The organism is Legionella sp. 39-23 (genome assembly GCF_001897665.1).
Classification (GTDB): Bacteria; Pseudomonadota; Gammaproteobacteria; order Legionellales; family Legionellaceae; genus Legionella; species Legionella steelei.
The window spans coordinates 116,510-140,366 of sequence record NZ_MKTO01000042.1 but is presented as its reverse complement, the minus strand read 5'-3'; the positions used below and the strand labels follow the sequence as shown (position 1 = coordinate 140,366).

Genomic DNA, 23,857 nt, shown 5'->3' with positions numbered 1-23,857 from the left:
CAAATAAATGGTGCATAGTCTAACCTCTTTAATACAAAAATGTCACTACTGAGAGGCAGAACAGCATAAAAGAAGTCCTGAGAATACATTTCGAAATACTTATTAAGTAAGGTATAATTTTCCGCACTAAATTTAGATTGTGTTCCATGGAGAATTGCATGCCAAAAAAAGCACCCTTGTTGCTCATGATCTTAGATGGCTGGGGATATAACAAAAATAATAAATATAATGCGATTGCCCAGGCCAACACACCACAATGGGATGAATGGTGGGCAAACTGTCCCCATATTCTTTTACACGCCTCCGGATTTGCCGTTGGTTTACCTGATGAACAAATGGGTAATTCAGAAGTTGGACACATGCATATAGGGGCAGGTAGAGTCATACAACAAGATTTTACTCGCATCAACGAAAGCATAAAAAATGGGACGTTTGCTAATACCCCCGTTTTCCATGAAGTACTAGCTACATTAGAAAAAACCGGGAAATCATTGCACATTATGGGTCTGTTTTCTCCCGGAGGTGTGCATAGCCACGAACAACACCTATTTGCCTTACTTGATTTATGTGCACAACAACAATTCACTTCTGTGTATTTGCACCTATTTTTGGATGGGCGAGACACGCCACCACAAAGCGTCTTACACAGTTTAGAACGTCTCAATACAGAATTAAAAATACACCCTGTGGCCCGCATTTGCTCAATTAGCGGGCGCTATTATGCAATGGACCGCGATAATCGTTGGGAAAGAATCGAACCTGTCTATACCTTATTAACTCAAGGATACTCCCAACATCTTTTTCAAGATGCAGAAACCGCAATAAAGTCTTACTATCAACAAAATCTGTCTGATGAATTCATACCTCCCACACTCATAGGTGAAAAGAAAACGATAGAAGACGGAGATGCTGTTTTATTCTTTAATTTTCGCGCAGACAGAGCACGACAATTAACTAGTGCTTTTATTGATCCGACATTTAAACAATTTAACCGCACAGTACAACCGCAATTATCTTATTTTATCAGCATGACCCAATATGATAAAAATTTACCAACTACCCAAGCGTTTCCACCGATTTCTTTAAATAACACTTTAGGTGAAGTTCTTGCAAACCATGGCTTAAATCAATTACGCATTGCAGAAACAGAAAAATATGCCCATGTCACTTTCTTTTTCAATGGCGGGAATGAAAATGTTTTTCCGAATGAAGAGCGAATTCTCATTCCTTCTCCTAAAGTCGCGACCTATGATTTGCAACCAGAAATGAGCGCCCCCGAATTAACGGAATGCTTAGTCGAAGCAATTAACAGCAAAGCCTATGATGTCATTATTTGCAATTATGCCAATGCCGATATGGTAGGACACAGTGGAGATTTTCAGGCTACAATTCGCGCTATAGAGTGCCTTGATCAATGCATGAGTAAAGTATGGGCAGCCTTAGCCAAACAAGAAGGTAAACTACTCATTACAGCGGATCATGGTAATGCGGAAGAAATGTTTGACGAAACAACGCATCAAGCACATACTGCCCATACAAGTGAACCTGTACCATTAGTATATGTTGGCGGTCATTGGCATTTCACTTGTAATGAAGGAAACTTAATTGATATTGCACCAACTATGTTGGCCTTGCTTGGAATTACTCCTCCAGTTGAAATGACAGGACATCAATTGTTAGAAAAAAATACTCATGAATAAACGGAATTATGTAATTGTTTATAGTTTGATCGCTGTCATGCGCAAATTAAAATTTACGATCAGGAAGTTGCGGGTAATCTTTTTTAACAGATTGGCCTTGGGGATATTGTTTTGCTTTGGAGTGCATGCAGAATCGTCTACCGTACTCCAGACACAAAATAAGTTAAAGCAATTAGATGCACAAATTAACAGTCTCCAACAGACCTTAAACTCTGCTCATGACAAACGCGGTGTTTTAAATAAAGAATTATCGGAGACTGAAAAACAAATCGGTGAAGGAGTTCACAAACTGCACTCCATTCAAGAGGATATCAAAAACAAAGAAAATAAAATTACTGACTTACAAAAACGCGTAAATCAGTTAAATCAACAACTGAGTACCCAACAACAATTATTAGCCAATCATGTTCGCGCTCGTTATCAAATGGGCGAATATCAACCCCTTAAATTGCTACTTAACCAAGATGCTCCGAATAAAGTAAGTCGAATTTTAACCTATTATCAATATGTCGTTAAATCTCGGCAACAACTGATTGAGAAAATAGATAATACGCGCGCGAGCCTAAGTGAGAGCAAAGAAAAACTGCGTACAGAGCTTAATGCAAACAAACAGCTCAAAACCGAGCTTACTCAGCATCAAGATCAACTCCAAAAAAATAAAAGTTATCATACTGCCCTGATTCAATCCTTGAATCATGAAATTCAAGATAAACAAAACACCTTGCGTGATGTACGCAAAAATAAGGAGAATTTGGCACGATTACTTAAGTCATTGGCACAACAAAGTATTGCTCGAGAAGATAAATCCCTGCATCAGGCGAGCAGTCCATTTAGTCAGATGCGCAAAAAATTGCCGCTTCCAGTCCAGAGCCAGAGCCGATCGCTACGAAAAATGAACCAAGGAGTGACATTTTTTGCCGAAGAAGGAGCCGTGGTTACTGCCGTTTACCCAGGAAAAGTAGTATTTAGTGACTGGCTTAAAGGCTATGGGCTACTTATTATTATTGATCATGGACAGGGTTTTATGACCTTATACGCTCATAATCAATCCTTATTCAAAAGTAAAGGTCAATATGTACGTCAAAATGAACAAATTGCAAATGTAGGTCATAGCGGCGGAATTAAACAAAACGGTCTATACTTTGAAATAAGACTAAGGGGAAAGGCGATTCCACCACTTAATTGGTTGTCATAAGTGAACCCTGGCACCTTAATTGCATTTCAATAATTATAATAAAAGAAGATGGCTTATGTAGTAGCCTTGCATCTGAGGAGATCGCTATGTTGATAAGAAAACTATATCCATCCACGCTTGCGATAGTATACGCTTTTACTCTTATGTTACCTCTGACAGGCTTTGCAGATGATGAGGCGAATACGTCTACAAGCTCCAGTACCACTTCTAAAGCAGTTCCTTTAGAAGATGTTCAACGATTTTCCAATGCAATAGGTGAAATTAAAAAATACTATGTCAAGCCTGTTGATGATAAAGAACTTTTCGATAATGCAATTCGCGGCATGCTCAATGGTCTTGACCCTCACTCAAGCTACTTGGATGAAGAAGAGTTTAAAGAGCTGCAAACATCAACTAGTGGTGAGTTTGGCGGCTTAGGATTAGAAGTGACCATGGAGGAAGGAGTTGTCAAAGTGGTTACTCCCCTGGTTGACACACCAGCATTTAAAGCCGGCATTAAATCTGGCGACTATATTATCAAATTAGGAAAAGAGTCTGTACAAGGACTCTCGCTCAAAGATGCAGTCAACCTGATGCGCGGCAAAGCTGGAAGTACTCTTCAGTTGACGGTATTACGCAAAGGAGTGAACAAAGCGCTTACTTTCGATCTAGTACGAGAAGTGATTCAAATTAAGAGCGTACAAAGCAAAATGCTCTCTCCAGGCTATGGTTATATCCGTTTAACTCAATTCCAAGCGTTAACTGGAAAGGATATGTTACAAGCCATTGATCGCCTAAAACAACAATCTGGTGGAAATTTAAAAGGCCTGGTCCTGGATTTACGTAACAACCCAGGAGGCTTGCTTGATTCAGCCATTCAGGTTTCTGATGCATTCCTTGGTAAAGATAAGTCAGGTAAACCAGAAACAATCGTTTCAACTAAAGGACGTTTACCTGGTTCAGACTTTACCGCCTTATCCAAAGGCGAAGACGTTTTACATAATGCACCAATAGTTGTATTAATCAATAATGGTTCTGCATCTGCTGCTGAAATTGTAGCTGGAGCACTTAAAGACAATAAACGAGCTGTTATTCTAGGTACAACAAGTTTTGGTAAAGGCTCAGTGCAAACTGTATTACCTTTGGATGAAAAAACAGGGATTAAGTTAACTACGGCTCTTTATTACACTCCTTCTGGAACTTCAATTCAAGCCAAAGGGATTGTACCTGATATCGTAGTCAATGAGTTAGAAATTCCTAAAAATGCTCCTAAGTCCCCTGATCTTACTGGATTTAGTGAAGCAAACCTTAGTGGGCACTTACTCAATAAAAATAATGAGGGAAATGCCAAAGTCAAAAGCGCTAAAGCTCAAGTAGAGGATTTAATGCATAACGACTACCAACTTTACGCCGCTTTAACTGTCTTGGAAGGCATGTCATTAGCTAACAGATAATTATACTTGTACACAAAAAGGAGCCTACTTAGGCTCCTTTTTTTAGCTTGTAGCACTCACCTTAGCTTGATTCATTATTCAATCATCTTAATCCCGGTTGCTTGCAACCGGGAATGGAACACGTTTGAATATCATAAAATCAGGCGGTAAGGGTCTGTTTCTTATAAGAAACCCCATTTTTACCCAAGTTAAATCTACCCATTACTCCTGTTCCTGGATCAAGCGCCAAAAGATGTGATGCAACTACCTGGCTAGAAAAATCAGAATGAGTCTTCATAGCAAGCACCGCGCTATTATGAATCATATGAAATATATCAAAAGCATAACCTGCTTCGCTCACTGGATGACTGAAATATTCCTGTTTAAATTGAGCAATAAACTCTGGTTTTAATGAGTGAGTCAAAACAGCAGCTTGTTTGTGGTTGGGGCTTTGTGCTAAGAAATTATTTTTCCCATCAGCAATTATCGAATCATCGGTCAGACAAAAATGAATAAGATTATTTCTTTTTGCTAAAGGTGCAACTAAAGACCCACTATCAGCACCCTCAGTTATCAGTACATTAATGTGGTGTGCATCAATAAATTTTTGCAAGGTTTTTGCTGTATTCGCAGTATTTGGCATTTTATCTAGAGTATAAAATTCATAATTAATATCTGAGGATTTAAGTTGATCACGTGCAATTTCCATTGCTCCTAACATATTTCTACCAATAAAAGCAGATTCACTAGAAAAAGGGGCATAAATACCAACATTGATTGTCATCTTGGTTTTATTTGTAGAGTCACTGATGTTAGATGCAGCGTCGCAAAAACCTGTCATTAGTGATAAGAAAAAAGTACCCAAAATAGCGGCATAAAATTTTGATAAAAAATGGTTCATATTCATCATCCTAATTGATTAGACTCTCTTGCTCTTCCATTCAAAGGATTGCTGAGTTCTTTGCTCCTCCCACTGCGCTACTCCAGATGCGCACGAGTAGTTTTGAAGCAGGAATTATTTTGATAGCTACCTAAGAATAGTAAAATCATTTTGCTATGAATGGAATCTAAATACAATGGTTGGGATTTAATAATAATTATGCGATAATCATTCGCAAAGTGATATTTTTTAGAAAATAATGAACTATATTAAATCAATTTTCGTTCTGAGCAGCCTCTTTTTTTTCTCTTTTGCACAAGCTAATGTTCAATCACATTTTAATCAAATAAAAAATGATCCGAATTCCTTATATACGTTTTTTAAGAGCATGCCTAAAGGTGGGGAGTTGCATTACCACTTATCGGGAGGTGCATACCCTGAAATCATGCTGGAACTAACATCTAAAGATAATTATTGCTTGAATACAACCACTTGGACGGCCAGTAAAAATCCTTCTGTTTGCAAAGGCGTGGAAACAAAAGATCTGTTTAATCATCCCGACCTCTATGCAAACGCGATAAAAAGTTGGTCTATGAAAGATTTTGTTCCAGGAAAAGAATCCGGCCACGATCATTTTTTCAATTCATTCTACAAATTCAATGCCATAGTCGCTGATCATCAGCCTGAATTACTTGCATCAGTAATGCAAACTGCAGCACTACAAAATGAACACTATATGGAAGTAATGATTTTACCTGATAATGCGCATTCACTCAGTTTTGGCGATATGCTCAAGGACACGACTTCATTTAGCCAAAAAAGAAAGCTTCTCTTAGCAAACCCAGACTTTCAAAATAATGTCAATTTTACGGCAATAGAATCAAATCGTATTTTACAACAAGCACACCAAGAACTCGGTTGTGAAAGCAATCCAGAAAAGAAAGTCTGCCAAGTAAAAATTAAATTTCTATACTATTCACTTCGAGAACAATCTTCAGACAACCTGTTTGCACAAACACTGAATGCGTTTGAGGCAGCAGCCCAATCTATAAAAAATAAGGGTGCTCTTGTTGGTGTTAATTTAGTACAACCAGAAGATGGCATTATTTCTTTACGTGACTATCGTAAACAAATGCAAATATACCAATACTTACATAAGGTGTACCCACAAGTTAATATTGCCTTACATGCTGGGGAACTAACCCAAGAAATTGTTACTCCAGAGGATTTGGAATATCACATTCATGACGCACTCTTTACTGGCCAAGCCCAAAGAATTGGACATGGAGTGGATATTGCCCAAGAGCATAATGCAAAAAAAACCTTAGACCACATGGCAAAGCATCATAAAGCGGTAGAAATTAACCTCATCAGTAATTTAAAAATATTACAAGTCTCTGGTACAAAGCATCCTTTGAATTTTTATCTTAAGCACGATGTCCCAGTTGTATTGTCTACCGATGATGAGGGTATTTTACGCACCAATTTAACCCAGCAATATGTAGAAGCTGTATTAAACCATGGCTTAGATTACCAAACATTAAAACAAATCAATAGGAATGCACTAACCTATTCGTTTTTACCTGGAAAAAGTATTTGGTCTGATGCAAAAAATGCCGAATTGACTCATGACTGCCAAGATTTAGAAAGCGATAGTTGCCAGCAATTCATCAAAACCAGCGAGAAAGCCCAACTACAGAGGGAATTAGAACAACAACTGCATGCATTTGAAAATAAATTTTAATAGTTCCGTTCACCCAAGCTACAACACAGCATGTTTAGGTCGGGCCTTGGCTCGACAATTCCTTGTGATTAGTAGGTTTATGCAAATAAAAGATTGGGTTGGTTAACACACTGCGCTCGGGTCACTTCAGAGCAATTACATTGTCGGGCCAAAGCCCGACCTGCTACCTTGTTATCCTTCCAAATATGCAGACTATTTATTGAAACCGGTACGAATTACACTCTAAAAGGATCGCGTAAGATAATTGTCGAATCACGCTCAGGGCCTGTTGATAATAAATCAATAGGCACATTCAGTAGATTTTCTATTCGTTTTAAATAAGCTATGGCATTAGCAGGCAAATCGCTCATATTCGTGACATCAGCTGTAGGCTCTTGCCAGCCAGGCATTTCTTCATAAACGGGCTCTAAACCTTGGAAATCAGCCGCTGCTTGAGGCGGACGAGAAATTAAATTACCCTTTTCATCTTTATAAGCAACAGCAATACGTAATACATCTAATTTATCCAAAACATCCAACTTTGTGATGCATAATCCCGTAATACTATTTAACTCAATTGAATGTTTTAACAAAACTGCATCAAACCAACCGCAACGTCTAGGTCTGCCAGTAACAGCACCAAACTCTTGGCCACGTTCAGCAATTTGTTTCCCTACTTCGTCAAAAAGTTCTGTTGGGAAAGGACCACCACCAACACGGGTAGTATAAGCTTTGGTAATTCCTAAAACATAGTCGAGGTACTTCGGACCAAATCCGGCACCATTAACTACTGAACCAACGCAAGTATTTGATGAAGTCACAAAAGGATATGTTCCATGATCAATATCTAGATAAACCCCTTGAGCGCCTTCAAATAAAATATTATCCCCACGCTCTCTATGCTCATGCAAACAAGCAGAAACATCACAAACCATAGGACGTAATTCTTCAGCCCATTGTAGTGCTGAATCCAATAAAGGTTGTAAATCTAGGGCAGGCTGCTTGAAATATTGTGTCAAAATAAAATTATAGTAGTCTAAAAGATCTGCTAATTTTGTTGCAAAGCGCTCAGGATGAAATAAATCACTGACTTTTAATGCACGACGAGCAACCTTATCTTCATATGCAGGACCTATGCCACGTCCAGTAGTGCCTATGGCAGAGTTCCCCATGTGCTGTTCGCGCGCTTTATCCATAGCAACATGACAAGGAAGAATCAGTGGGCAAGCCAAGCTAATACGTAAACGGGAGCGTACATCAAGTCCACTTTGTTCCAGCTCTTTAATTTCCCCCAATAGAGCATCAGGTGAGAGAACTACCCCATTTGCAATATAACAAGTCACATGAGGTCTCAGCATACCTGAGGGAATAAGACGTAGAACTGTTTTCACGCCATTAATTTTTAAGGTGTGGCCTGCATTATGGCCGCCCTGATAACGCACAACAGCTCGTGCATCTTGCGTTAATAAATCGACAATTTTACCTTTGCCTTCATCGCCCCACTGTGTTCCTAAAACAACAACATTTTTACCCATGATCCACTCTTAAATTTGCAAATGCTATTCGCAGCTAAAACTGAGAACTTCAGAACCCAATTTCAACACAATTTATAACTACACATTCTACCCGATTCCATATTGACACATCTTAAATGAAAAACATCCTGAAAAAGCGCTCTTATAACCATGGCCCTTTTTCAGAATGTTTTTTGTTCAAGCTGCCTACAAATATAGGCATTTCTCCAAGATTTGGTATAGAGGTGAATAGTTACCAAAACTCGACATTATAGTTACTTTTTAGCAGGTACACCATCATTTTTTGGTGTGGATTGCTTAAAATAATCGAAAAATGCGCTACTTTGATCCAACACTAAAATGTCTTTTCTACTTTTAAAACTCCCTTCATATGCAAGCAAACTACGATATAAAGCAAAAAAATCTTTATTTTTACCGTAGGCATCAGTGTAAATAGACGCCGCCTGTGCTTGCCCAACAGCTCGTACTTTTTGTGCATTACTACGCGTTTTTGCCAACAAAACCATAACATCAGCATCTGCCTTAGCTTTTATCTCTTCAGCAGCCGCTTGGCCATCAGCTCGATGTTTGTTCGCAATTTTTTGCATATCCGCCCGCATACGTTGATAAATCGCATTACTGGTATTGGCCGGTAATTCGATTCCTTTAATACGCACATCAACCACGTTAATACCTAATCCACCAGCTTGTTTTTGAGCAGCTTTACGCAGTAATTCCATAACATCATCACGCCCACCCGATACTACTTCTGGAATAGTACGTTTACCAAACTGGGCACGTAATAAGGTGTTTAATTGTTGCTCTAGTAATGTTTCTGCTTTAAATTCATTACCGCCTGTAGATTTAAAATATTGAGCCAAATCAGTAATATGCCATTTAACATAATAGTCGACCATGACGTCCTTTTTTTCTTTGGTCACAATACGAGTCGACTTGATATCCATAGTTTGAATACGCGTATCAAAAATGCGTACGTTTTCGATAAATGGTATTTTAAAATGCAATCCAGGATTCAATACTTTAACCTTATCAGTCAACTCATCATTAACTAAACGGCCTAAACGCAAAAGAATTCCTTGCTGACCTTGGGTTATAGTAAAGACACTAGTCAATAAAAATAGAAGTAGTAAAAAGATCAAAATACCAAGAGTTCTACCGGTAGTTTTCATTGTTAATTTCTCCCTTGTCGATAAACAGGTCTGGTGAACTCACGACCATCGACCAAGTTTTCTGTCTCGTTGGATTCATCACTTTCCGCTTTGCTATTTTTTGCGGTCTCTGTTGGAAAACCCGAGGTCTTTTCAAATAGCTTATCTAAAGGGAGATACAGCAAATTCCCTGATTTACTATCAACAATGATTGTACTACTACTGCTTATCACTTTTTGCATCGTTTCCAAATACATACGTTCCGCCATAATCTTTGGCGCTGCAGTAAATTGAGGCAATAAAGCCAAAAACGCAGAAACTTCCCCTTGAGCATTCAATACAAGTTGCTTGGAATAGGCTTCAGCTTCTTGTTGGATACGACTCGCTTTTCCTTCTGCAATCGGAACTACTTTCGCCGCATAAGCAAGAGCTTGTTCTTTAAAGCGTTTTTCATCTTCTTGTGCTTTAATTGCATCGTCGAAGGCATCTTGTACACTTTCAGGTGCACGAGCTGGCTGTGGCGCGACATTAACGATAAAAATACCGGTTTTATATAAATCCAGTGTTTTTATCAAAGTCTCTTGAACTTGGTTGCCCCAAACCTCTCGCCCTTCAGTAATCATTTGATCCAATGTAGTCGTCCCTACAACTTGTCTCAGCGCACTGGAAGTCGCTTGTTGTAAACTTTCCTCAGGATTAGCAACATTAAATAAATATTCGTTCAGATCACCAATGCGATATTGTACAGCCAAAGACACCGACACCAGATTTTCATCACTAGTAAGCATTTGTGCGGAGTAAGAATAATCCAACACTCGGTCAACATTCATGATAATTTTGGAAGAAATAATTCGTGGTATCCAATGTGGCCCTGGACCTACCGTTTCCACATATTTACCAAAGCGAAGAATCACTGCTTGCTCCGCAGGATCGACAATAAAGACACCAGACAATACCCACAAAATAAAAGCAAGCAAAATAACTATAGTAGTTATTAAACCACCATTCGATTTTTTGGAAGGCTCATTACCCACTTTATTGGAACCTCCAAATAACATTTTCTTCAATTTGTCATGAACGCGTTTAAACGCTTCATCCAAATCTGGAGGTTGATTTTTACCCTTCCAGGGATCTTTGCCTTTGTCCGGCTCATTCCACCCCATGTACTACTCTCCCGGAGAATTTTAAGAAAATTAGAATTCTATGGGGTATATGAAGTTTAAGCAAGTTCTCATGCTGTAATTAGCTCAATCCAAATTTTTAGTATTCCCCATAAAGTTGGCATTTCTTAGGCAGTTCATACTAAGAGAATAGGATACTTACCTGGCTTAGATCGGTTATAAAATAGCAATTTATGAGTTTCTACTGACATTTTCCTCGAAGATCAATATCCCAGACATCAACTACAATATCATTCTCAGTAATAAAAAATTGATCAAATAAATTAATGGTTGGGTCGCAATGAGGAACAACCAGTTCTAAAACTTCACCATAAGCAGGTAGTTGAGCTCCAGGTACTGCAGTCACTTTACCGTGCTCATCACCAAATCCACCCCAATCATATTCCAATCCCTGATGGCTGATAATTTGCGGTTTATGATGATCCACATAAATGGATTTTGTACCTGCATCAACGGTAACATGTTCTGTTCTATTGTTACTGATAACCGTGGTCAAAAGAGTCATTGCCGGCTTAAAAGTGTTAAATCGCCGCTCATTACTTTTCGAGCCAATCACTGTATATTGCACATCCATAACGGTATACGAACCCGGTTGAATCTCTGTTACTGCAGTCGCCTCAACATCAATATCATAAGTTCCTGTTCCACTTCCTGTTAATATGGGACAATTAAGCCCCTTTTCCCGTAGATTTTTTACAAGATCACTCGCCATTTGCATGGTCTGTAATGATTTGCTTTTTCGTTCGCTAAACGAGGCTATGTGTTGTAAATTACCTGCATAACATTGAACTCCCATCAACTTTAACCAAGGTAACTGCTGCAGTTCTAGAGCAAAATTTAAGACGTCCTCTGGTTTAACTCCAGTACGTCCAATCCCTGGATCCACATCAACTAACACATTGATCACTTTTTTATTGAGCATACCTGCTTCATTCAAAGCAATCATATTTTCTCTATTATCGACAACCACCAAAGTAGAAGAGGCTTTTTCCAGGCAGGAAATAAGCTTAGAAATCTTATTCTTTGTGACAATTGGTGAGGTAATCAGTATATTGGCTATCCCATTTTGAATAAGAACTTCAGCCTCTGAAATTTTCGCAACGCTGACACCTATTGCACCATACTCGACCTGTAAGTGAGCTAATTTGGAGCATTTATGGGTTTTACAATGCGGTCTGATATTTATATTCGTTGCAATAGAATGCTGTCTCATAACCTCTAAATTAGATTTTAGGATGTTTTTATCAATGACTAAGCAGGGAGTATCCAACTCTGTTTTTTTTAATCCCACAGTTGCTTTTGGCATTTTATTCCTCTGAAAAAAACTAATCCGTACTCAACATCACTCGAATTCCCACATAAACCAACAAGCCACCAAATATGCGGGTCAAAACAGTTTGAAAATTAGCCAAGGCTTTTCGAATATTATTTGCCTGCAGGAATAAAACTAATAAAGGCCAATAAATGGAAGATTCAACGATGAAAACCCCAGCAACTACAGCTTTATCACTAATTGATGCGTTAATTGAAACAAACTGGGTAAATAAGCTAAGTAAAAAAACTGCAAGTTTTGGATTTAAGGCATTACATAAAACCCCTTCAATATACGCTCTGGAAGCGGTTATCTCTTTTAATGAAGAACGATCCTGATGTATTTGGGTAGATTGTTTTGATTTTAAACCTTTTAATCCAAGATAAATTAAATAACCTGCACCTGCATATTTTATAGTCGTATAAAGAACAATGCTCTGAGTAATAACGAAGGCTAACCCTAAAATACAATAAGTTGCATGAAAAAAGCATCCAGTAACAATACCCAAAGCAGTGGCTAGAGCCTGACGTTTAGGATATAAAAGTGCATTTTTTGTAACCAATATAAAATCTGGCCCTGGACTAATCATGCCAATAAAACAAATCACGGTTAAAAGTAATAAGCTAATATTCATAATCGCTATAAAATAAAATATTTCCCGATTGATACCAATTTTAATTCAATACCCATGTTACGTCCATTCATGAGCATTCGTTACAAGAGGTGGGCTCCATTAAAACGCCACGGTTTCCACCTCCACTACCGATGACAAAATGTTGTTTTGTACTCTTCTTAACTCTTGAATGTGGGGCTCCCAGTTGAATTTTCAATGGACTCATGCATCTCCATTTTAGGTAATTTCTTAAACATATCATCATAGATGATCTGTGTTCTACTTCCAGGATTACTACCCGCGTATTGTTTTACTGTATCCCAACTACATTTTCCTTCGGCTATCATCCCATGCATAGTACTCCAAGTAATTCTTTGGTTCTGATAAGCTTCGTTATGTCGCTTGACAAATTCCGCATAGAGTTTGAATGGAGGCTCATTCCCTTTTAATGGCACTGCGGCAGCGGTTGGTAATTCGGGACTATCCATACTTCCTTCTTGACGACGGCTGTATTTGCGCGTGACTAATCGTTCAATGATAAAAGCTGCGTCACTCTGTCTACCAAAAAGCTGGCGCAACGCGCTTCCCCAAGAATGATCTACATAAATTATGTTGTACAATGCACTGTCAACCACATGGCATCGGTGTACAAAAGGATCAACCAATTTGGGCCTGGAATCCATATAATTATCAATTTCTTTGAGTAAATCACTACGTTTGTCGGCCAATAATTGACATAGAGCCTCACTTCGAGGGGGTTCTGCTCCACTACAAAGCAACATAGCAACACCTCGAAGTAAATCTTTATTATTGCGGTCACGAGCCAAGCGCTTACAGAGCGCTTCTATTGCATTACTGCCTGTTTTCTCATCTTCCTCAGGACAACTTTCCGCTTCCAACTTCAAGTCTTTTACTGGAGATTCATCCAATAAAGCTTCAAGAGCCTTTATTTTACCTTTTCGTGCCGCTAAGAGCAGCGGAGTATCTTTCCTCACCCCCACAGGATTAGCCACATCAGCACCAGCTCTTACTAAATTAATCACTCCAGAAGTAAAATCCAATACTATAGATTGATGTAGCGGTTGAAAAGGAATACGGGCTTCTTTAAAGCGAGTCGTTGCATTTACATCGGGATGGCACATTAAAATTTTTATTAATAATTCACGCTTTTTGGTAGGTAATGCTAAAGACAATAAAGTACGTCCATCTTCATCGCGTTTATTGACATCAAATGCATGAGTATCCAAAAGATGGAGAGCCAGTTGAATTTTGCCGGTTGTAATTGCTTGATGCAAGGGCAGGCCAATGTTTTTATCCTGAACTTTACTTAGTATAAAATCAATAAATTCAGTCAAATCAGAAGGGATTTCCCTGTCAACAGAACCTACATTTTTTCTCTTGTGTTGTTGAATCAAATAATTCAAGACAGTCATTTGAACACCACCCTTCATCCAGAATGGATGCTCAAGATAACTCTTATCGATTAGCAGCTTCTGTTCAATAAACTCTTTGAATCCTTCTAGTCCTAATTTTAGAGCTGCATTTATTTCCATGATCAATTCCATATTACGTCCCCTGTAGTGTTACTTCCGGATTTATATTACACATTGGACAATAGAAGATCAAAAGATTAGTTAAAATTTCTACAACGCTAATTTTTAAAAGAACTGTTTAATCGTATGATTTATATTACAAATTAAGATAATCCATCCCGCTTCGTGAAAATTAAATCCCATACACCATGTCCTAAACGTTCACCACGTTGCTCAAATTTTGTAAGTGGTCGTGATAAAGGTCTGGGAGAATAGCCACCCTCTTCCTGTGAGTTCTTCAAAGCAGGCTCTGTAGATAAAACATCCAATATATGCTCAGCATATTCTTGCCAATCAGTAGCACAATGAATAAACCCACCTGGTTTCAATTTTTGTATTAATAATTGGATAAATTCTTTCTGGATCAAACGTCTTTTATGATGACGTTTTTTATGCCAGGGATCTGGAAAAAAAATTTGTACTCCAGCAAGTGAGTTATCTAGCAATTGTTTACGAAATACTTCAACGGCATCATGGGCCACAATACGTACATTAGATAACTGTTGCTCATGTAAATCAGCAGCCAAACTACCCACACCCGCAAGATGAACCTCTATACCGATATAGTTACATGTAGGATTATTTTTAGCCATGGTCAACAAAGATGCTCCCATGCCAAAACCTATTTCAACTACTGTATCTGCATTACGTGCAAATTCACCAACTAAGCTCCAGGGATTATCATCCACAGTAAGTTCATAATCTTTAAGCCAAAGCTCCAACCCCTGGCGCTGTCGATTACTCACACGGCCAGCCCGTAAAACATAACTTTTTATTCGGCGTTGCATAAATCACACTCATCATTTTGTCAAAGTCGGAATTATATGTTCTTACAAAAATCTTGCAACTAATGCATTTTTTTGATATAAAACCGCTCTTGTATTTCACATCCGGCTATTTGCCCAGAATTTTACAAAGACAAGCAACTTAAAACCTATTTTGGAGTAACACAATGTCTAGAGTATGTCAGGTAACTGGCAAGCGACCCATGACTGGTAATAAAGTGTCGCACGCTAACAACAAAACTAAAAGACGCTTTCTGCCGAATATTCAGAACCACAGTTTCTGGGTTGAAGAAGAAAAACGATTTGTCACATTAAAACTCAGTACCAAAGGTATGCGTATTGTAGACAAATTAGGTATAAAAGCAGTTCTGGATAAACTCAGAGCTAACGGCGAAAAAGTATAACTAAGGGGATAAACCATGGCAGCCGTCACGATCAAAGTGAAAATGGAATCCACAGCAGGAACTGGATACTATAAGACCACTACTAAAAACCCAAGAAACCATCCTGAAAAAATGGAACTGATGATGTACGATCCTAAAGTACGTAAGCATGTTCTGTTCAAAGAGAAAAAAGTAAAATAAGGTGTTCAGCCCCATTACTTGGGGCCACACTTCATGTCGTTTTATATTTTTTTTTTGCCTAAGCTCATTTCTAAGCAGCTCATATTTTAATTGCTCTACCCAACAGATTTAATTAATGAGTTATTCATTGAGAATTCATTAATTTATGTCGTAACGATTTAACCTCACCCTACTCTCTAAATATCAGTAGCTAAAATGCAGTTTTTTTCAAGGCTTACGCCTAAAATAACGCGTAGATACTGGATTATCCTTACGAATCGTTTAAACTGATAGTAAATAGCAATGAATACAAAGAGGATTTGCATGAAACCATCATTGCAACTAAGTATCGGACAGCATTTAACACTAACCCCACAGTTACAACAAGCAATAAGACTGTTGCAATTATCAACGATTGACTTACAACAAGAAATTCAACTCATTGTTGAATCAAATCCAATGCTTGAAGCAACGCCCAACGAAGATAAAGGAGAGTTCGAAGCCAATGAGGCAGAACATCTCCATAACGACGAATCGTACGATTTTCAATGGTCAGAACTGTATCAAAGTTCAGGTAAGCGCACTACTTTTGAAGATAATGATTATAATTTTGATAACTTGCATTGCACCACAACTAATTTACAAGATCATCTAAGATGGCAACTTGAACTGTCTCCCATGAGTGATATAGACAGGGCGATAGCAACTACGATTATCGATGCAGTGAATAGTGATGGATTCCTAACGATGAGTATTACTGAATTACATGCAAGCCTCACAAGTGACACTCATCCGCTGGATTTAGATGAAATAGAAGCCGTACGCCATCGCTTACAATTATTTGATCCCGTAGGCTGTGCTTCTGTGAGTCTCGCAGAAACACTACTGGTACAACTAGAGCAGCTGCCTTTAGGTGCAGAAAACTTGGCATTAACTAAAAAGATTATTGCTGAAGATATTGAATTACTAGCCCAGCATAATTATAGACAGCTCATGAAAAATCATCAGATTAGCGAAAAAACAGTTGATGATGTATTGAAAACAATTCAAGGATTAAACCCCAAACCAGGTAACTTAATTCATGAAGACATTACCGAATACATTATTCCCGATTTAACTGTAAAAAAAGTTAACCACAAGTGGAGAGTGCAACTCAATCAAAGCGTACTCCCCCATCTAAGCATTAATAACCAATATGCATCTCTAATTCAACGAGCCGATAATAGTGCCGACAATCAATTTCTAAAAAATAACTTACAAGAAGCACGTTGGTTTTTAAAAAGTATTCAGAGCCGTCAAGAAACACTGCTTAAAGTAGCCACTTGCATTATGGAATACCAACAAGGATTCTTAGAATATGGTGATGAAGCAATGAAACCATTAATTCTCAATGATGTTGCTTCTGCTCTCGATATGCATGAGTCCACCATTTCGCGTGTCACCACACAAAAATTTATACATACTCCCCGAGGAGTATTTGAACTTAAATACTTTTTCTCAAGTCATGTTAATACAAATGCTGGAGATGAGTGCTCCTCAACTGCCATACGGGCAGTGATAAAAAAATTAATTTCTGCGGAGAATAGAAAAAAACCATTAAGTGACAGTAAAATTACCCAATTACTGGAAGAGCAGGGTATTAAAGTAGCAAGACGAACCGTAGCAAAATATCGTGAAGCAATGGGAATTGCTCCATCTAATGAAAGAAAAACAATTCGTAATTAATTAAGAATCATGATCCTATCATGGTTCTATGTAACTAGGAGAATTTTATGCAAATTAACATCACTGGACATCATATTGATGTTACTCCTGCACTCAGAGCATTTACCGAAGAAAAATTCGATAAGCTGGAGCGTCACTTTGATCACATCACATCCATCAATGTGGTATTGAATGTAGAAAAATTGCGTCAAATTGCTGAAGCTACTGTTCATGTAACTAAAGGTGAACTGCATGCAAGCGCAGAATCTGAAGATTTATATACTGCAATCGATACTTTGATTGACAAGTTAGAACGTCAACTGAGTAAGCACAAAGAAAAAAATCAACATCATGCTTAATAAATAAGCTTATACAGTAGCTTTGTAGGCGGCAAAGCTTATCCTAAATCTTCTTAGGATCAACTTTGCTGCACTTAGCTACACTTATAACCTGATTCGTGGTAGATTTGTGACGCTATGATTAAAACTAAAATTAAAATAATTAATAAGCTGGGCTTACATGCACGTGCTTCGGCAAAATTTGTTTCTACTGCAGCACGATTTCAAAGCCAAATTGATGTAACCAGCAACTCACAAACCGTTAATGGAAAAAGCATTATGGGTGTCATGATGCTCGCAGCCAATAAAGGTAGTGAGCTCATTATGGAAATAGATGGTCCTGATGAAGTGCAAATGAACGAAGCCTTAACTCTTTTAATTAATAATTATTTTGGTGAAGGTGAATAATTAGGATTGAATTTCAAAATTTTCTTTTTGAAATCAACCCTAACGTCATTGGATTTTCGTTACAGTTTATCATTACTAATTTCTTTGGACTTTTTCTTTCTCATTTTTTGCAGAGCAAGTAACGTCATCAATAATCCAGATAAAGCGTAAATAGTAAAGCCAACAAATAAAACTAATGAAGGATTAGCTGCAATGGCTACAAATAAAATAATCATCACCAAAACATAAATGAATGGAACTTTGCCCTTAAAATCTACTTCCTTAAAACTATAATAACGAAAGTTAGAAACCATTAATCCTGAAGCAATTAATGATAAAATCGCAGCCAATATGGCAACAAATATATTCTGCCAATCGTGTTGATAGCATAACCAGGAAAAAGAAGCCATAACTGCTGCCGCAGGAGGGCAAGGTAAGCCCTGAAAATATCGTTTATCAGCTATTTCAAGCTGAGTATTAAAGCGAGCTAATCGTAAAGCAACAGCAGCAGTATAAACAAAAGCTACCAGCCAGCCGACTTTCCCTAATTGGCTCAAAATCAAATTATACATGAGTAATGATGGCGCAACCCCAAATGTAACCATATCCGATAAACTATCATATTCGGCGCCAAATTCAGTTTGTGTATTCGTTAAGCGTGCAATTCGCCCATCGAGCCCATCTGCAATCATACCAATAAATATCGCGATAATGGACGCCTCAAACTGCCCTTTCATTGAGGCAACAAGAGAATAAAATGCTGCGAACAAGCTGGCCGTTGTAAATAAATTGGGCAGCAAATAAATGCCAGAATGACTTTCTTTTTCCATTCCTAATAACCTTCAAAAAAATACCAAATAGAATATGTTGACATAATAGGGATAAAAATTAATTTTGAAAACCAAATTTAACACAAATTTATTTTTACAAAATGAATAAATTTCCGTACAGCACCCATCATATGATGATATACTTGGCACTCTGTATTTATATTGCATAAACATATGGCAACAGCTGAAAGCAAGACAATTATCATAGAAGGAATAACCTCCCAAGGAAAAACCTTTCGTCCCAGCGATTGGGCAGAACGAATGAGTGGCTCGTTGGCAAGCTTTAAAAACAGTCGCATTCGTTACTCTCCATTATTAAGACCAAGTATGAATAGTGAAGGATACCAATGCGTTTTGCTGGATCCTAAACTTAAAGAATCAAGCCCCTTGTTGTACCAATCTATCCTTGATTTTGCCAAAGCAAATAACCTGAGAATATGTGGAGAAGAAGATTAGGATATCTAAAATCCTGCGCTTGTTTTAACTGTCATAGTCCAAGTCGTCATAGTGCTCATCATATAATTTAACATCGCGATGGTGTTGTCAAAATTCATTGCCAATATGCCCGCAATTATAAATACCAAACCTTTAGGCCCATGCTGGGTTCCTGGTTGGCTGGAATGTGCGACTAATACACTCCCACGTACAAACCACAATACTCCGGCAGTTCGAACTACTAATCCCATGGAGCTGAAAATATTTGACGGATTATATGATGTATAAGTTAATACATTCCCGGTACCAAAAGTAGTATTAGCCATAAGGTCTAAAGCAGAAGGTAAATACAGTAATGCAGCTCCCATTACTAAATACATCATTGGTGTATACATCTTTTCTTGTGATGAAGATTGGGCCCGGTGATCTGCAATTTTTCTGAGTTTGGCGATAGCGGTCATAAAAAATAAAATGCCTAAAATATACGCCCCACCAGTAATTAAATGCTGCACAGGGTATAAAGAACGGCTAAGATTGCCTATAATTGCAATAAGATCTGGTGTATTCATAATTTAATTATACGCCGTTAAAACTTGTAATGCATAATTTTTTGCTTATTATTAACCCTAATTAAGGGTTATAATCTCAGATTTTTACAGTAAGTTGATATCCGCCATGCAAATAAATACATTTCCCGTCACTTTAAAAGAGTCTTTTATGATCTCTCCTAAAGTAAAACACTTCATTTTTACTTGTGAAGTATCCCCACATTTTAATTATCTACCTGGCCAATTTATTACTGTTCATTTTGAACATCAAGGTAAAACATTAAAACGTAGTTATAGTATAGCTAATACGCCCAAACAAGATAATCAAATTGAACTCGCGGCAGGTTATTTTGAAAATGGACCAGGCACTGAGTTCCTTTATAATTTAAAACCTGGAGATACGATCCAGATTAGTGGTCCATATGGCAGATTAATTCTTAAAGATGAAATACCTGGCCGACTTATCTTAGTTGCTACAAGTACTGGTATTACGCCCTATCGCTCAATGATTCAAGAACTTGGCATACTCATGGAGCAACACTCTGAATTAGAAGTGGTTATTTTGCAAGGAGTACAAAGACGAGAAGAAATTCTCTATGCCAATGAGTTCCATGCTTTTTCTCAGAAATATCCTAAAGTCATGTTCAAGCCTTACTTAAGTAGACAACCAGCACATGAGTTAAATGAAAATGAGTGCAGCGGTTATGTGCAACATGCTTTTCCTACGCTCAACCTGAATCCACAGCGCGACGTTGTTTATTTATGTGGAAATCCAAGTATGATTGACGAGGCGTTTAACTCGTTAAAAGAACAAGGCTTTGCGATGCAACACATTATTCGAGAAAAATATATATCTAGATAAATAACAAATCAGGAGCAAATACAATATGAGTTATGAAGAATTGTCCAATACTATGGAGCTAATACTGCAAGAGGGTAAAGGAATTTTAGCCGCAGATGAGAGTAATTCAACTATAGGTAAACGCTTTACCTCCATTGGTATTGAGAATACAGAAGAAAACCGTAGGGATTATCGATTGCTTTTAGCAACTACTCCCGATTTAGAGCAATACGTTAATGGGGTCATTTTATTCGAAGAAACCTTTAACCAGACTGATGAACATGGAACTCCTATCGCTAAGATATTTGCAGATAAAGGTATCGTTCCTGGCATTAAAGTCGATAAAGGATTAGTTCCGTTAGCAAATACTGAAAACGAACAAGTGACTCAAGGTTTGGATGGATTAGCCGAACGCTTACAACATTTTAAAAAATTAGGTGCAAAATTCGCTAAATGGCGTAATGTGTACTCTATTTCTGAATTTGCTCCTAGTTTAACAGCAGTAAAAACAGGTGCAGAAAATCTGGCTCGTTATGCTGCAGTTTGCCAAGAAGCAGGAATTGTTCCTATCGTTGAACCTGAAGTACTGATGGATGGGGATCATACTATTGAACATTGCGCAGAAGTTTGTGAAATCGTTCTTCATGAGTTATTCCATGCTTTATTTATTCACCAGGTTGAGTTAGAACACATTATCTTAAAACCAAGCATGGTTACCTGTGGTAAAGCACATAGTCCATTCAGTGAGCCTGATGAAATTGCTGACTATACGATTAGCGTATTCCGTAATAATGTACCTGCTGCAGTGCCCACCATTAACTTCCTATCTGGCGGTCAAACACCACAACAGGCTACAGCAAATTTAAATGCGATTAATAGCATCGATCATCAACCCTGGTTATTAAGCTTTTCTTTCGGAAGAGCATTACTGGAAAATTGTTTAACTGCCTGGGCTGGAGATAAAGCGAATGTTGCTAAAGCACAAGAGGCTTTATTGAATCGTGCTCGCTTGAATAGCTTAGCCTGTGTTGGTGAATATAATCACAAAATGGAGTAATTATCTTTTGGCGACCTTGTTTGTAGAAGTAAGTTAGTCCCCAATGATGAATACCCTGTACTGCATTAGAGAATTTGCAGCTTAATTGTTATTACTAATCGTGCCTATGCTCACTAAAATAGCATAGGCTTTTCCGAGCACACATATGTTCACGTAAACGAAAAGTAATTAGTTGTGATTCAAATAAGCAACTCAAAACGTGCATAAAGAGGTAAATGGTCAGAAAGCATACGCCAGGGTTTACCATGCAAACAAGCCACTTCTTGTACCTTCATCCCACGAAAATATACACGGTCAATGCAAAGTGCTGGTCTAATAGCCGGGAATGAGCGTGCATGTTGGCCTTCCACAGAAACAAAAGCTTCTTCTACATTTAAGTGTTCAGCCAGAGGTTTGGAAATAACCGTACGCCAATCATTGAAGTCTCCTGCCATCAATAAAGGCTCATCTTGCGGTACTACATCCTGAATGCGTTGCATTAAAGTATTGAATTGTACTATGCGCTCGGCCTTAAAAAGGCCCAGATGCACACATAACAAATGAACTGTTACTTTATCGAGTTTAAGTTGCGCGTGTAATATTCCTCTTGAAGCTCTACGAATGTTTGCCAGATTAATATTTTCAATGCGTTCAAAAGCATATTTGCTTAAAATTGCATTCCCATGGTGTCCTGACTCATAAACGGCATTTTTTGCGTAAACGTAATGAGGCCATATGTTTTCAGCGATATACTCAAATTGAGGGGAGTCAGGCCATGCATCAATTCGTTTTTGTCGTTTCCTGTGTTCACCCTGAACTTCTTGTAAAAAAACAAAATCAGGATTTAAACTGGTAATTGCGTCACGCATTTTAGGCAGCAAGAAACGTACGGCCCCTACTCCGAATCCTTTATGCATATTATAAGTTATTAATGAAACGCTATTTGCCTCTTTTTGCATAGTTTACTCTTTTCAAGTTCCCCTATTAGGGATAACAACCAAATGTATAAAAAAATTGTACTACACCCCCATCAAGGATCTCGCAACTTATCCAAAGATTAAGGACACAATCATTGTACTTGTTGAAACAGATGAGGTAAAAATTCTACTCTATAATGAATTATAGCCTTCCTGTTTGTAGTAGATATATAATGTTTACTAAATAAAAGTTAAAAAAATCGCAAATAAAATGAATACTCTAACGCTCTCTATTCCGGGTTTTTCTATAGCATGTAAAATTTGGGGAAACCCTGATAAACCTACTATCCTAGCTCTGCATGGATGGCTAGATAATGCAAATAGTTTTGCTCCTCTTGCGACGTACTTAGAAAGTGACTTTCAGGTTGTAGCCGTTGATTTACCTGGACATGGTCATTCATCACATCTGCCTGAAGGATGCCACTATCACTTTTTTGATGGTATTTTTATCGTTATTGAAATAATCAATGCACTTAAACTTGATAAAGTACACCTGTTAGGACATTCCATGGGGGCTTGTCTGGCAAGTTTAGTCGGAGGTGTAGCTCCAGAGCGATTTCTATCTCTAAGTTTAATTGAGGGATTGGGGCCATTTTCCAATCCCGCAGAAACCGCATGTCAGCAATTAAGAGAGTATGCGCATGTTCTTAGTCAAAAAAGCAAAGAATCGAAAGGCTATGACCATATCAATAGTGCCGCCCTTGCTCGTGCATTTAAGGGGTATGTCTCTTTAGACATTGCAAAAATTCTTTGTGAGCGCAGTTTGCTTGAAAACAAGGGAAAATTTTATTGGCGGCATGATCAACGCTTACTGGTCCGCTCCCCCTTACGTATGACAGAAACGCAAATACTTTCTTGTTTACGGGAAATTACCGCGAAAACTTATTTACTTTTATCTAGTAATGGCTTTTCTTTTGACGCAGACATAATGAATCAGCGTGTGCAGGCAGTAAAAGGTCTCACCCTTAAAAAAATGGAGGGAGGACATCACATTCATATGGAACAGCCAGAGGTTATAAGTAAGCTTCTAGCGAGCTTTATTCATCAGTAAATAGTCAGGAACGACCATATTACAAACTCGACCGTTCACTCAAAGATTTTTAACGTGATCATAATTAAGAT

General features: G+C 38.0%; 24 protein-coding genes. 13 read left to right on the top strand and 11 right to left on the bottom strand.

Annotated features, from left to right (window positions below):
- Positions 1-158 precede the first annotated feature (158 nt).
- The 3 genes from gpmI (at position 159) to BGO44_RS16470 (ending at position 4,328) form a co-directional block, all read left to right on the top strand.
- A complete protein-coding gene (gpmI, locus tag BGO44_RS16480; RefSeq protein WP_058510777.1) occupies positions 159-1,700 on the top strand; it encodes a 2,3-bisphosphoglycerate-independent phosphoglycerate mutase in 1,542 nt (513 codons plus the stop codon).
- A 37-nt stretch (positions 1,701-1,737) separates the two neighbouring features.
- Positions 1,738-2,895 (top strand): murein hydrolase activator EnvC family protein, encoded by a 1,158-nt coding sequence (locus BGO44_RS16475; protein WP_193393396.1) that lies wholly within the window; start codon positions 1,738-1,740, stop codon positions 2,893-2,895.
- A gap of 86 nt (positions 2,896-2,981) precedes the next feature.
- The gene (locus BGO44_RS16470) at positions 2,982-4,328 is read left to right on the top strand and encodes a S41 family peptidase (protein ID WP_273198258.1); all 1,347 of its coding nucleotides are present in this window, start codon (positions 2,982-2,984) and stop codon (positions 4,326-4,328) included.
- A 139-nt stretch (positions 4,329-4,467) separates the two neighbouring features.
- Here BGO44_RS16470 and BGO44_RS16465 read toward each other — a convergent pair whose 3' ends face one another.
- Positions 4,468-5,208 (bottom strand): ABC transporter substrate-binding protein, encoded by a 741-nt coding sequence (locus tag BGO44_RS16465; RefSeq protein ID WP_058510780.1) that lies wholly within the window; start codon positions 5,206-5,208, stop codon positions 4,468-4,470.
- Between the two features lie 238 nt (positions 5,209-5,446).
- Here BGO44_RS16465 and BGO44_RS16460 point away from each other — a divergent pair, with 238 nt between their 5' ends.
- Complete coding sequence (locus tag BGO44_RS16460) at positions 5,447-6,931, top strand: adenosine deaminase family protein (protein ID WP_058510781.1); 1,485 nt, start codon at positions 5,447-5,449, stop codon at positions 6,929-6,931.
- Between the two features lie 215 nt (positions 6,932-7,146).
- On the opposite strand, the gene BGO44_RS16455 is transcribed toward BGO44_RS16460, so the two are convergent.
- From BGO44_RS16455 to trmB, 7 genes are all read right to left on the bottom strand, one after another.
- Positions 7,147-8,445: an adenylosuccinate synthase gene (locus tag BGO44_RS16455; protein WP_058510782.1), complete on the bottom strand. Its 1,299-nt coding sequence runs from the start codon at positions 8,443-8,445 to the stop codon at positions 7,147-7,149.
- A gap of 254 nt (positions 8,446-8,699) precedes the next feature.
- The gene (gene hflC / locus BGO44_RS16450) at positions 8,700-9,614 is read right to left on the bottom strand and encodes a protease modulator HflC (RefSeq protein ID WP_058510783.1); all 915 of its coding nucleotides are present in this window, start codon (positions 9,612-9,614) and stop codon (positions 8,700-8,702) included.
- Between the two features lie 2 nt (positions 9,615-9,616).
- Complete coding sequence (gene hflK / locus BGO44_RS16445; RefSeq protein WP_058510784.1) at positions 9,617-10,756, bottom strand: FtsH protease activity modulator HflK; 1,140 nt, start codon at positions 10,754-10,756, stop codon at positions 9,617-9,619.
- 199 nt (positions 10,757-10,955) lie between these two features.
- A complete protein-coding gene (locus BGO44_RS16440; protein ID WP_058510785.1) occupies positions 10,956-12,080 on the bottom strand; it encodes a DSD1 family PLP-dependent enzyme in 1,125 nt (374 codons plus the stop codon).
- Between the two features lie 19 nt (positions 12,081-12,099).
- Positions 12,100-12,720, bottom strand: a complete 621-nt coding sequence (locus BGO44_RS16435) for a LysE family translocator (protein ID WP_058510786.1) — start codon at positions 12,718-12,720, stop codon at positions 12,100-12,102.
- Between the two features lie 158 nt (positions 12,721-12,878).
- On the bottom strand, positions 12,879-14,252 hold the full coding sequence (gene ankC / locus BGO44_RS16430) for a Dot/Icm T4SS effector AnkC/LegA12 (RefSeq protein ID WP_272947118.1): 1,374 nt from the start codon (positions 14,250-14,252) through the stop codon (positions 12,879-12,881).
- A gap of 143 nt (positions 14,253-14,395) precedes the next feature.
- Positions 14,396-15,079, bottom strand: a complete 684-nt coding sequence (gene trmB, locus BGO44_RS16425; protein ID WP_058510788.1) for a tRNA (guanosine(46)-N7)-methyltransferase TrmB — start codon at positions 15,077-15,079, stop codon at positions 14,396-14,398.
- Positions 15,080-15,243: 164 nt separating this feature from the next.
- Here trmB and rpmB point away from each other — a divergent pair, with 164 nt between their 5' ends.
- The 5 genes from rpmB to BGO44_RS16400 all read left to right on the top strand — a co-directional run bounded on the left by rpmB (position 15,244) and on the right by BGO44_RS16400 (position 18,089).
- Positions 15,244-15,480 carry a 50S ribosomal protein L28 gene (gene rpmB, locus BGO44_RS16420; protein ID WP_058510789.1) on the top strand — a complete coding sequence of 79 codons (237 nt, stop codon included), beginning with the start codon at positions 15,244-15,246 and terminating at the stop codon, positions 15,478-15,480.
- A 15-nt stretch (positions 15,481-15,495) separates the two neighbouring features.
- Positions 15,496-15,660 carry a 50S ribosomal protein L33 gene (gene rpmG, locus BGO44_RS16415; protein WP_003635328.1) on the top strand — a complete coding sequence of 55 codons (165 nt, stop codon included), beginning with the start codon at positions 15,496-15,498 and terminating at the stop codon, positions 15,658-15,660.
- Positions 15,661-15,963: 303 nt separating this feature from the next.
- The gene (locus tag BGO44_RS16410) at positions 15,964-17,364 is read left to right on the top strand and encodes an RNA polymerase factor sigma-54 (protein ID WP_058510790.1); all 1,401 of its coding nucleotides are present in this window, start codon (positions 15,964-15,966) and stop codon (positions 17,362-17,364) included.
- A gap of 47 nt (positions 17,365-17,411) precedes the next feature.
- Positions 17,412-17,702: a ribosome hibernation promoting factor gene (gene hpf / locus BGO44_RS16405; protein WP_058510791.1), complete on the top strand. Its 291-nt coding sequence runs from the start codon at positions 17,412-17,414 to the stop codon at positions 17,700-17,702.
- A 117-nt stretch (positions 17,703-17,819) separates the two neighbouring features.
- On the top strand, positions 17,820-18,089 hold the full coding sequence (locus BGO44_RS16400; protein ID WP_058510792.1) for an HPr family phosphocarrier protein: 270 nt from the start codon (positions 17,820-17,822) through the stop codon (positions 18,087-18,089).
- A gap of 59 nt (positions 18,090-18,148) precedes the next feature.
- On the opposite strand, the gene pssA is transcribed toward BGO44_RS16400, so the two are convergent.
- Positions 18,149-18,898 (bottom strand): CDP-diacylglycerol--serine O-phosphatidyltransferase, encoded by a 750-nt coding sequence (pssA, locus tag BGO44_RS16395; protein WP_058510793.1) that lies wholly within the window; start codon positions 18,896-18,898, stop codon positions 18,149-18,151.
- Between the two features lie 174 nt (positions 18,899-19,072).
- Here pssA and BGO44_RS16390 point away from each other — a divergent pair, with 174 nt between their 5' ends.
- Positions 19,073-19,354 carry a DUF3579 domain-containing protein gene (locus BGO44_RS16390; RefSeq protein WP_058510794.1) on the top strand — a complete coding sequence of 94 codons (282 nt, stop codon included), beginning with the start codon at positions 19,073-19,075 and terminating at the stop codon, positions 19,352-19,354.
- Between the two features lie 5 nt (positions 19,355-19,359).
- Here the strand turns inward: BGO44_RS16390 and BGO44_RS16385 are convergent, their stop codons facing one another.
- Positions 19,360-19,902, bottom strand: coding sequence for a hypothetical protein (locus BGO44_RS16385; RefSeq protein ID WP_058510795.1), 543 nt, complete (start codon positions 19,900-19,902; stop codon positions 19,360-19,362).
- Between the two features lie 106 nt (positions 19,903-20,008).
- On the opposite strand from BGO44_RS16385, the gene BGO44_RS16380 reads away from it, so the two are divergent.
- Both BGO44_RS16380 and BGO44_RS16375 read left to right on the top strand, forming a co-directional pair.
- Positions 20,009-20,743: a ferredoxin--NADP reductase gene (locus tag BGO44_RS16380; RefSeq protein WP_058510796.1), complete on the top strand. Its 735-nt coding sequence runs from the start codon at positions 20,009-20,011 to the stop codon at positions 20,741-20,743.
- A 25-nt stretch (positions 20,744-20,768) separates the two neighbouring features.
- Complete coding sequence (locus BGO44_RS16375; protein ID WP_273198484.1) at positions 20,769-21,779, top strand: class I fructose-bisphosphate aldolase; 1,011 nt, start codon at positions 20,769-20,771, stop codon at positions 21,777-21,779.
- Positions 21,780-21,958: 179 nt separating this feature from the next.
- On the opposite strand, the gene BGO44_RS16370 is transcribed toward BGO44_RS16375, so the two are convergent.
- Complete coding sequence (locus tag BGO44_RS16370; RefSeq protein ID WP_058510798.1) at positions 21,959-22,717, bottom strand: endonuclease/exonuclease/phosphatase family protein; 759 nt, start codon at positions 22,715-22,717, stop codon at positions 21,959-21,961.
- Between the two features lie 229 nt (positions 22,718-22,946).
- Between BGO44_RS16370 and BGO44_RS16365 the strand changes: the two genes are divergently transcribed.
- Positions 22,947-23,786 carry an alpha/beta fold hydrolase gene (locus BGO44_RS16365; protein ID WP_273198486.1) on the top strand — a complete coding sequence of 280 codons (840 nt, stop codon included), beginning with the start codon at positions 22,947-22,949 and terminating at the stop codon, positions 23,784-23,786.
- Positions 23,787-23,857: the final 71 nt, after the last annotated feature.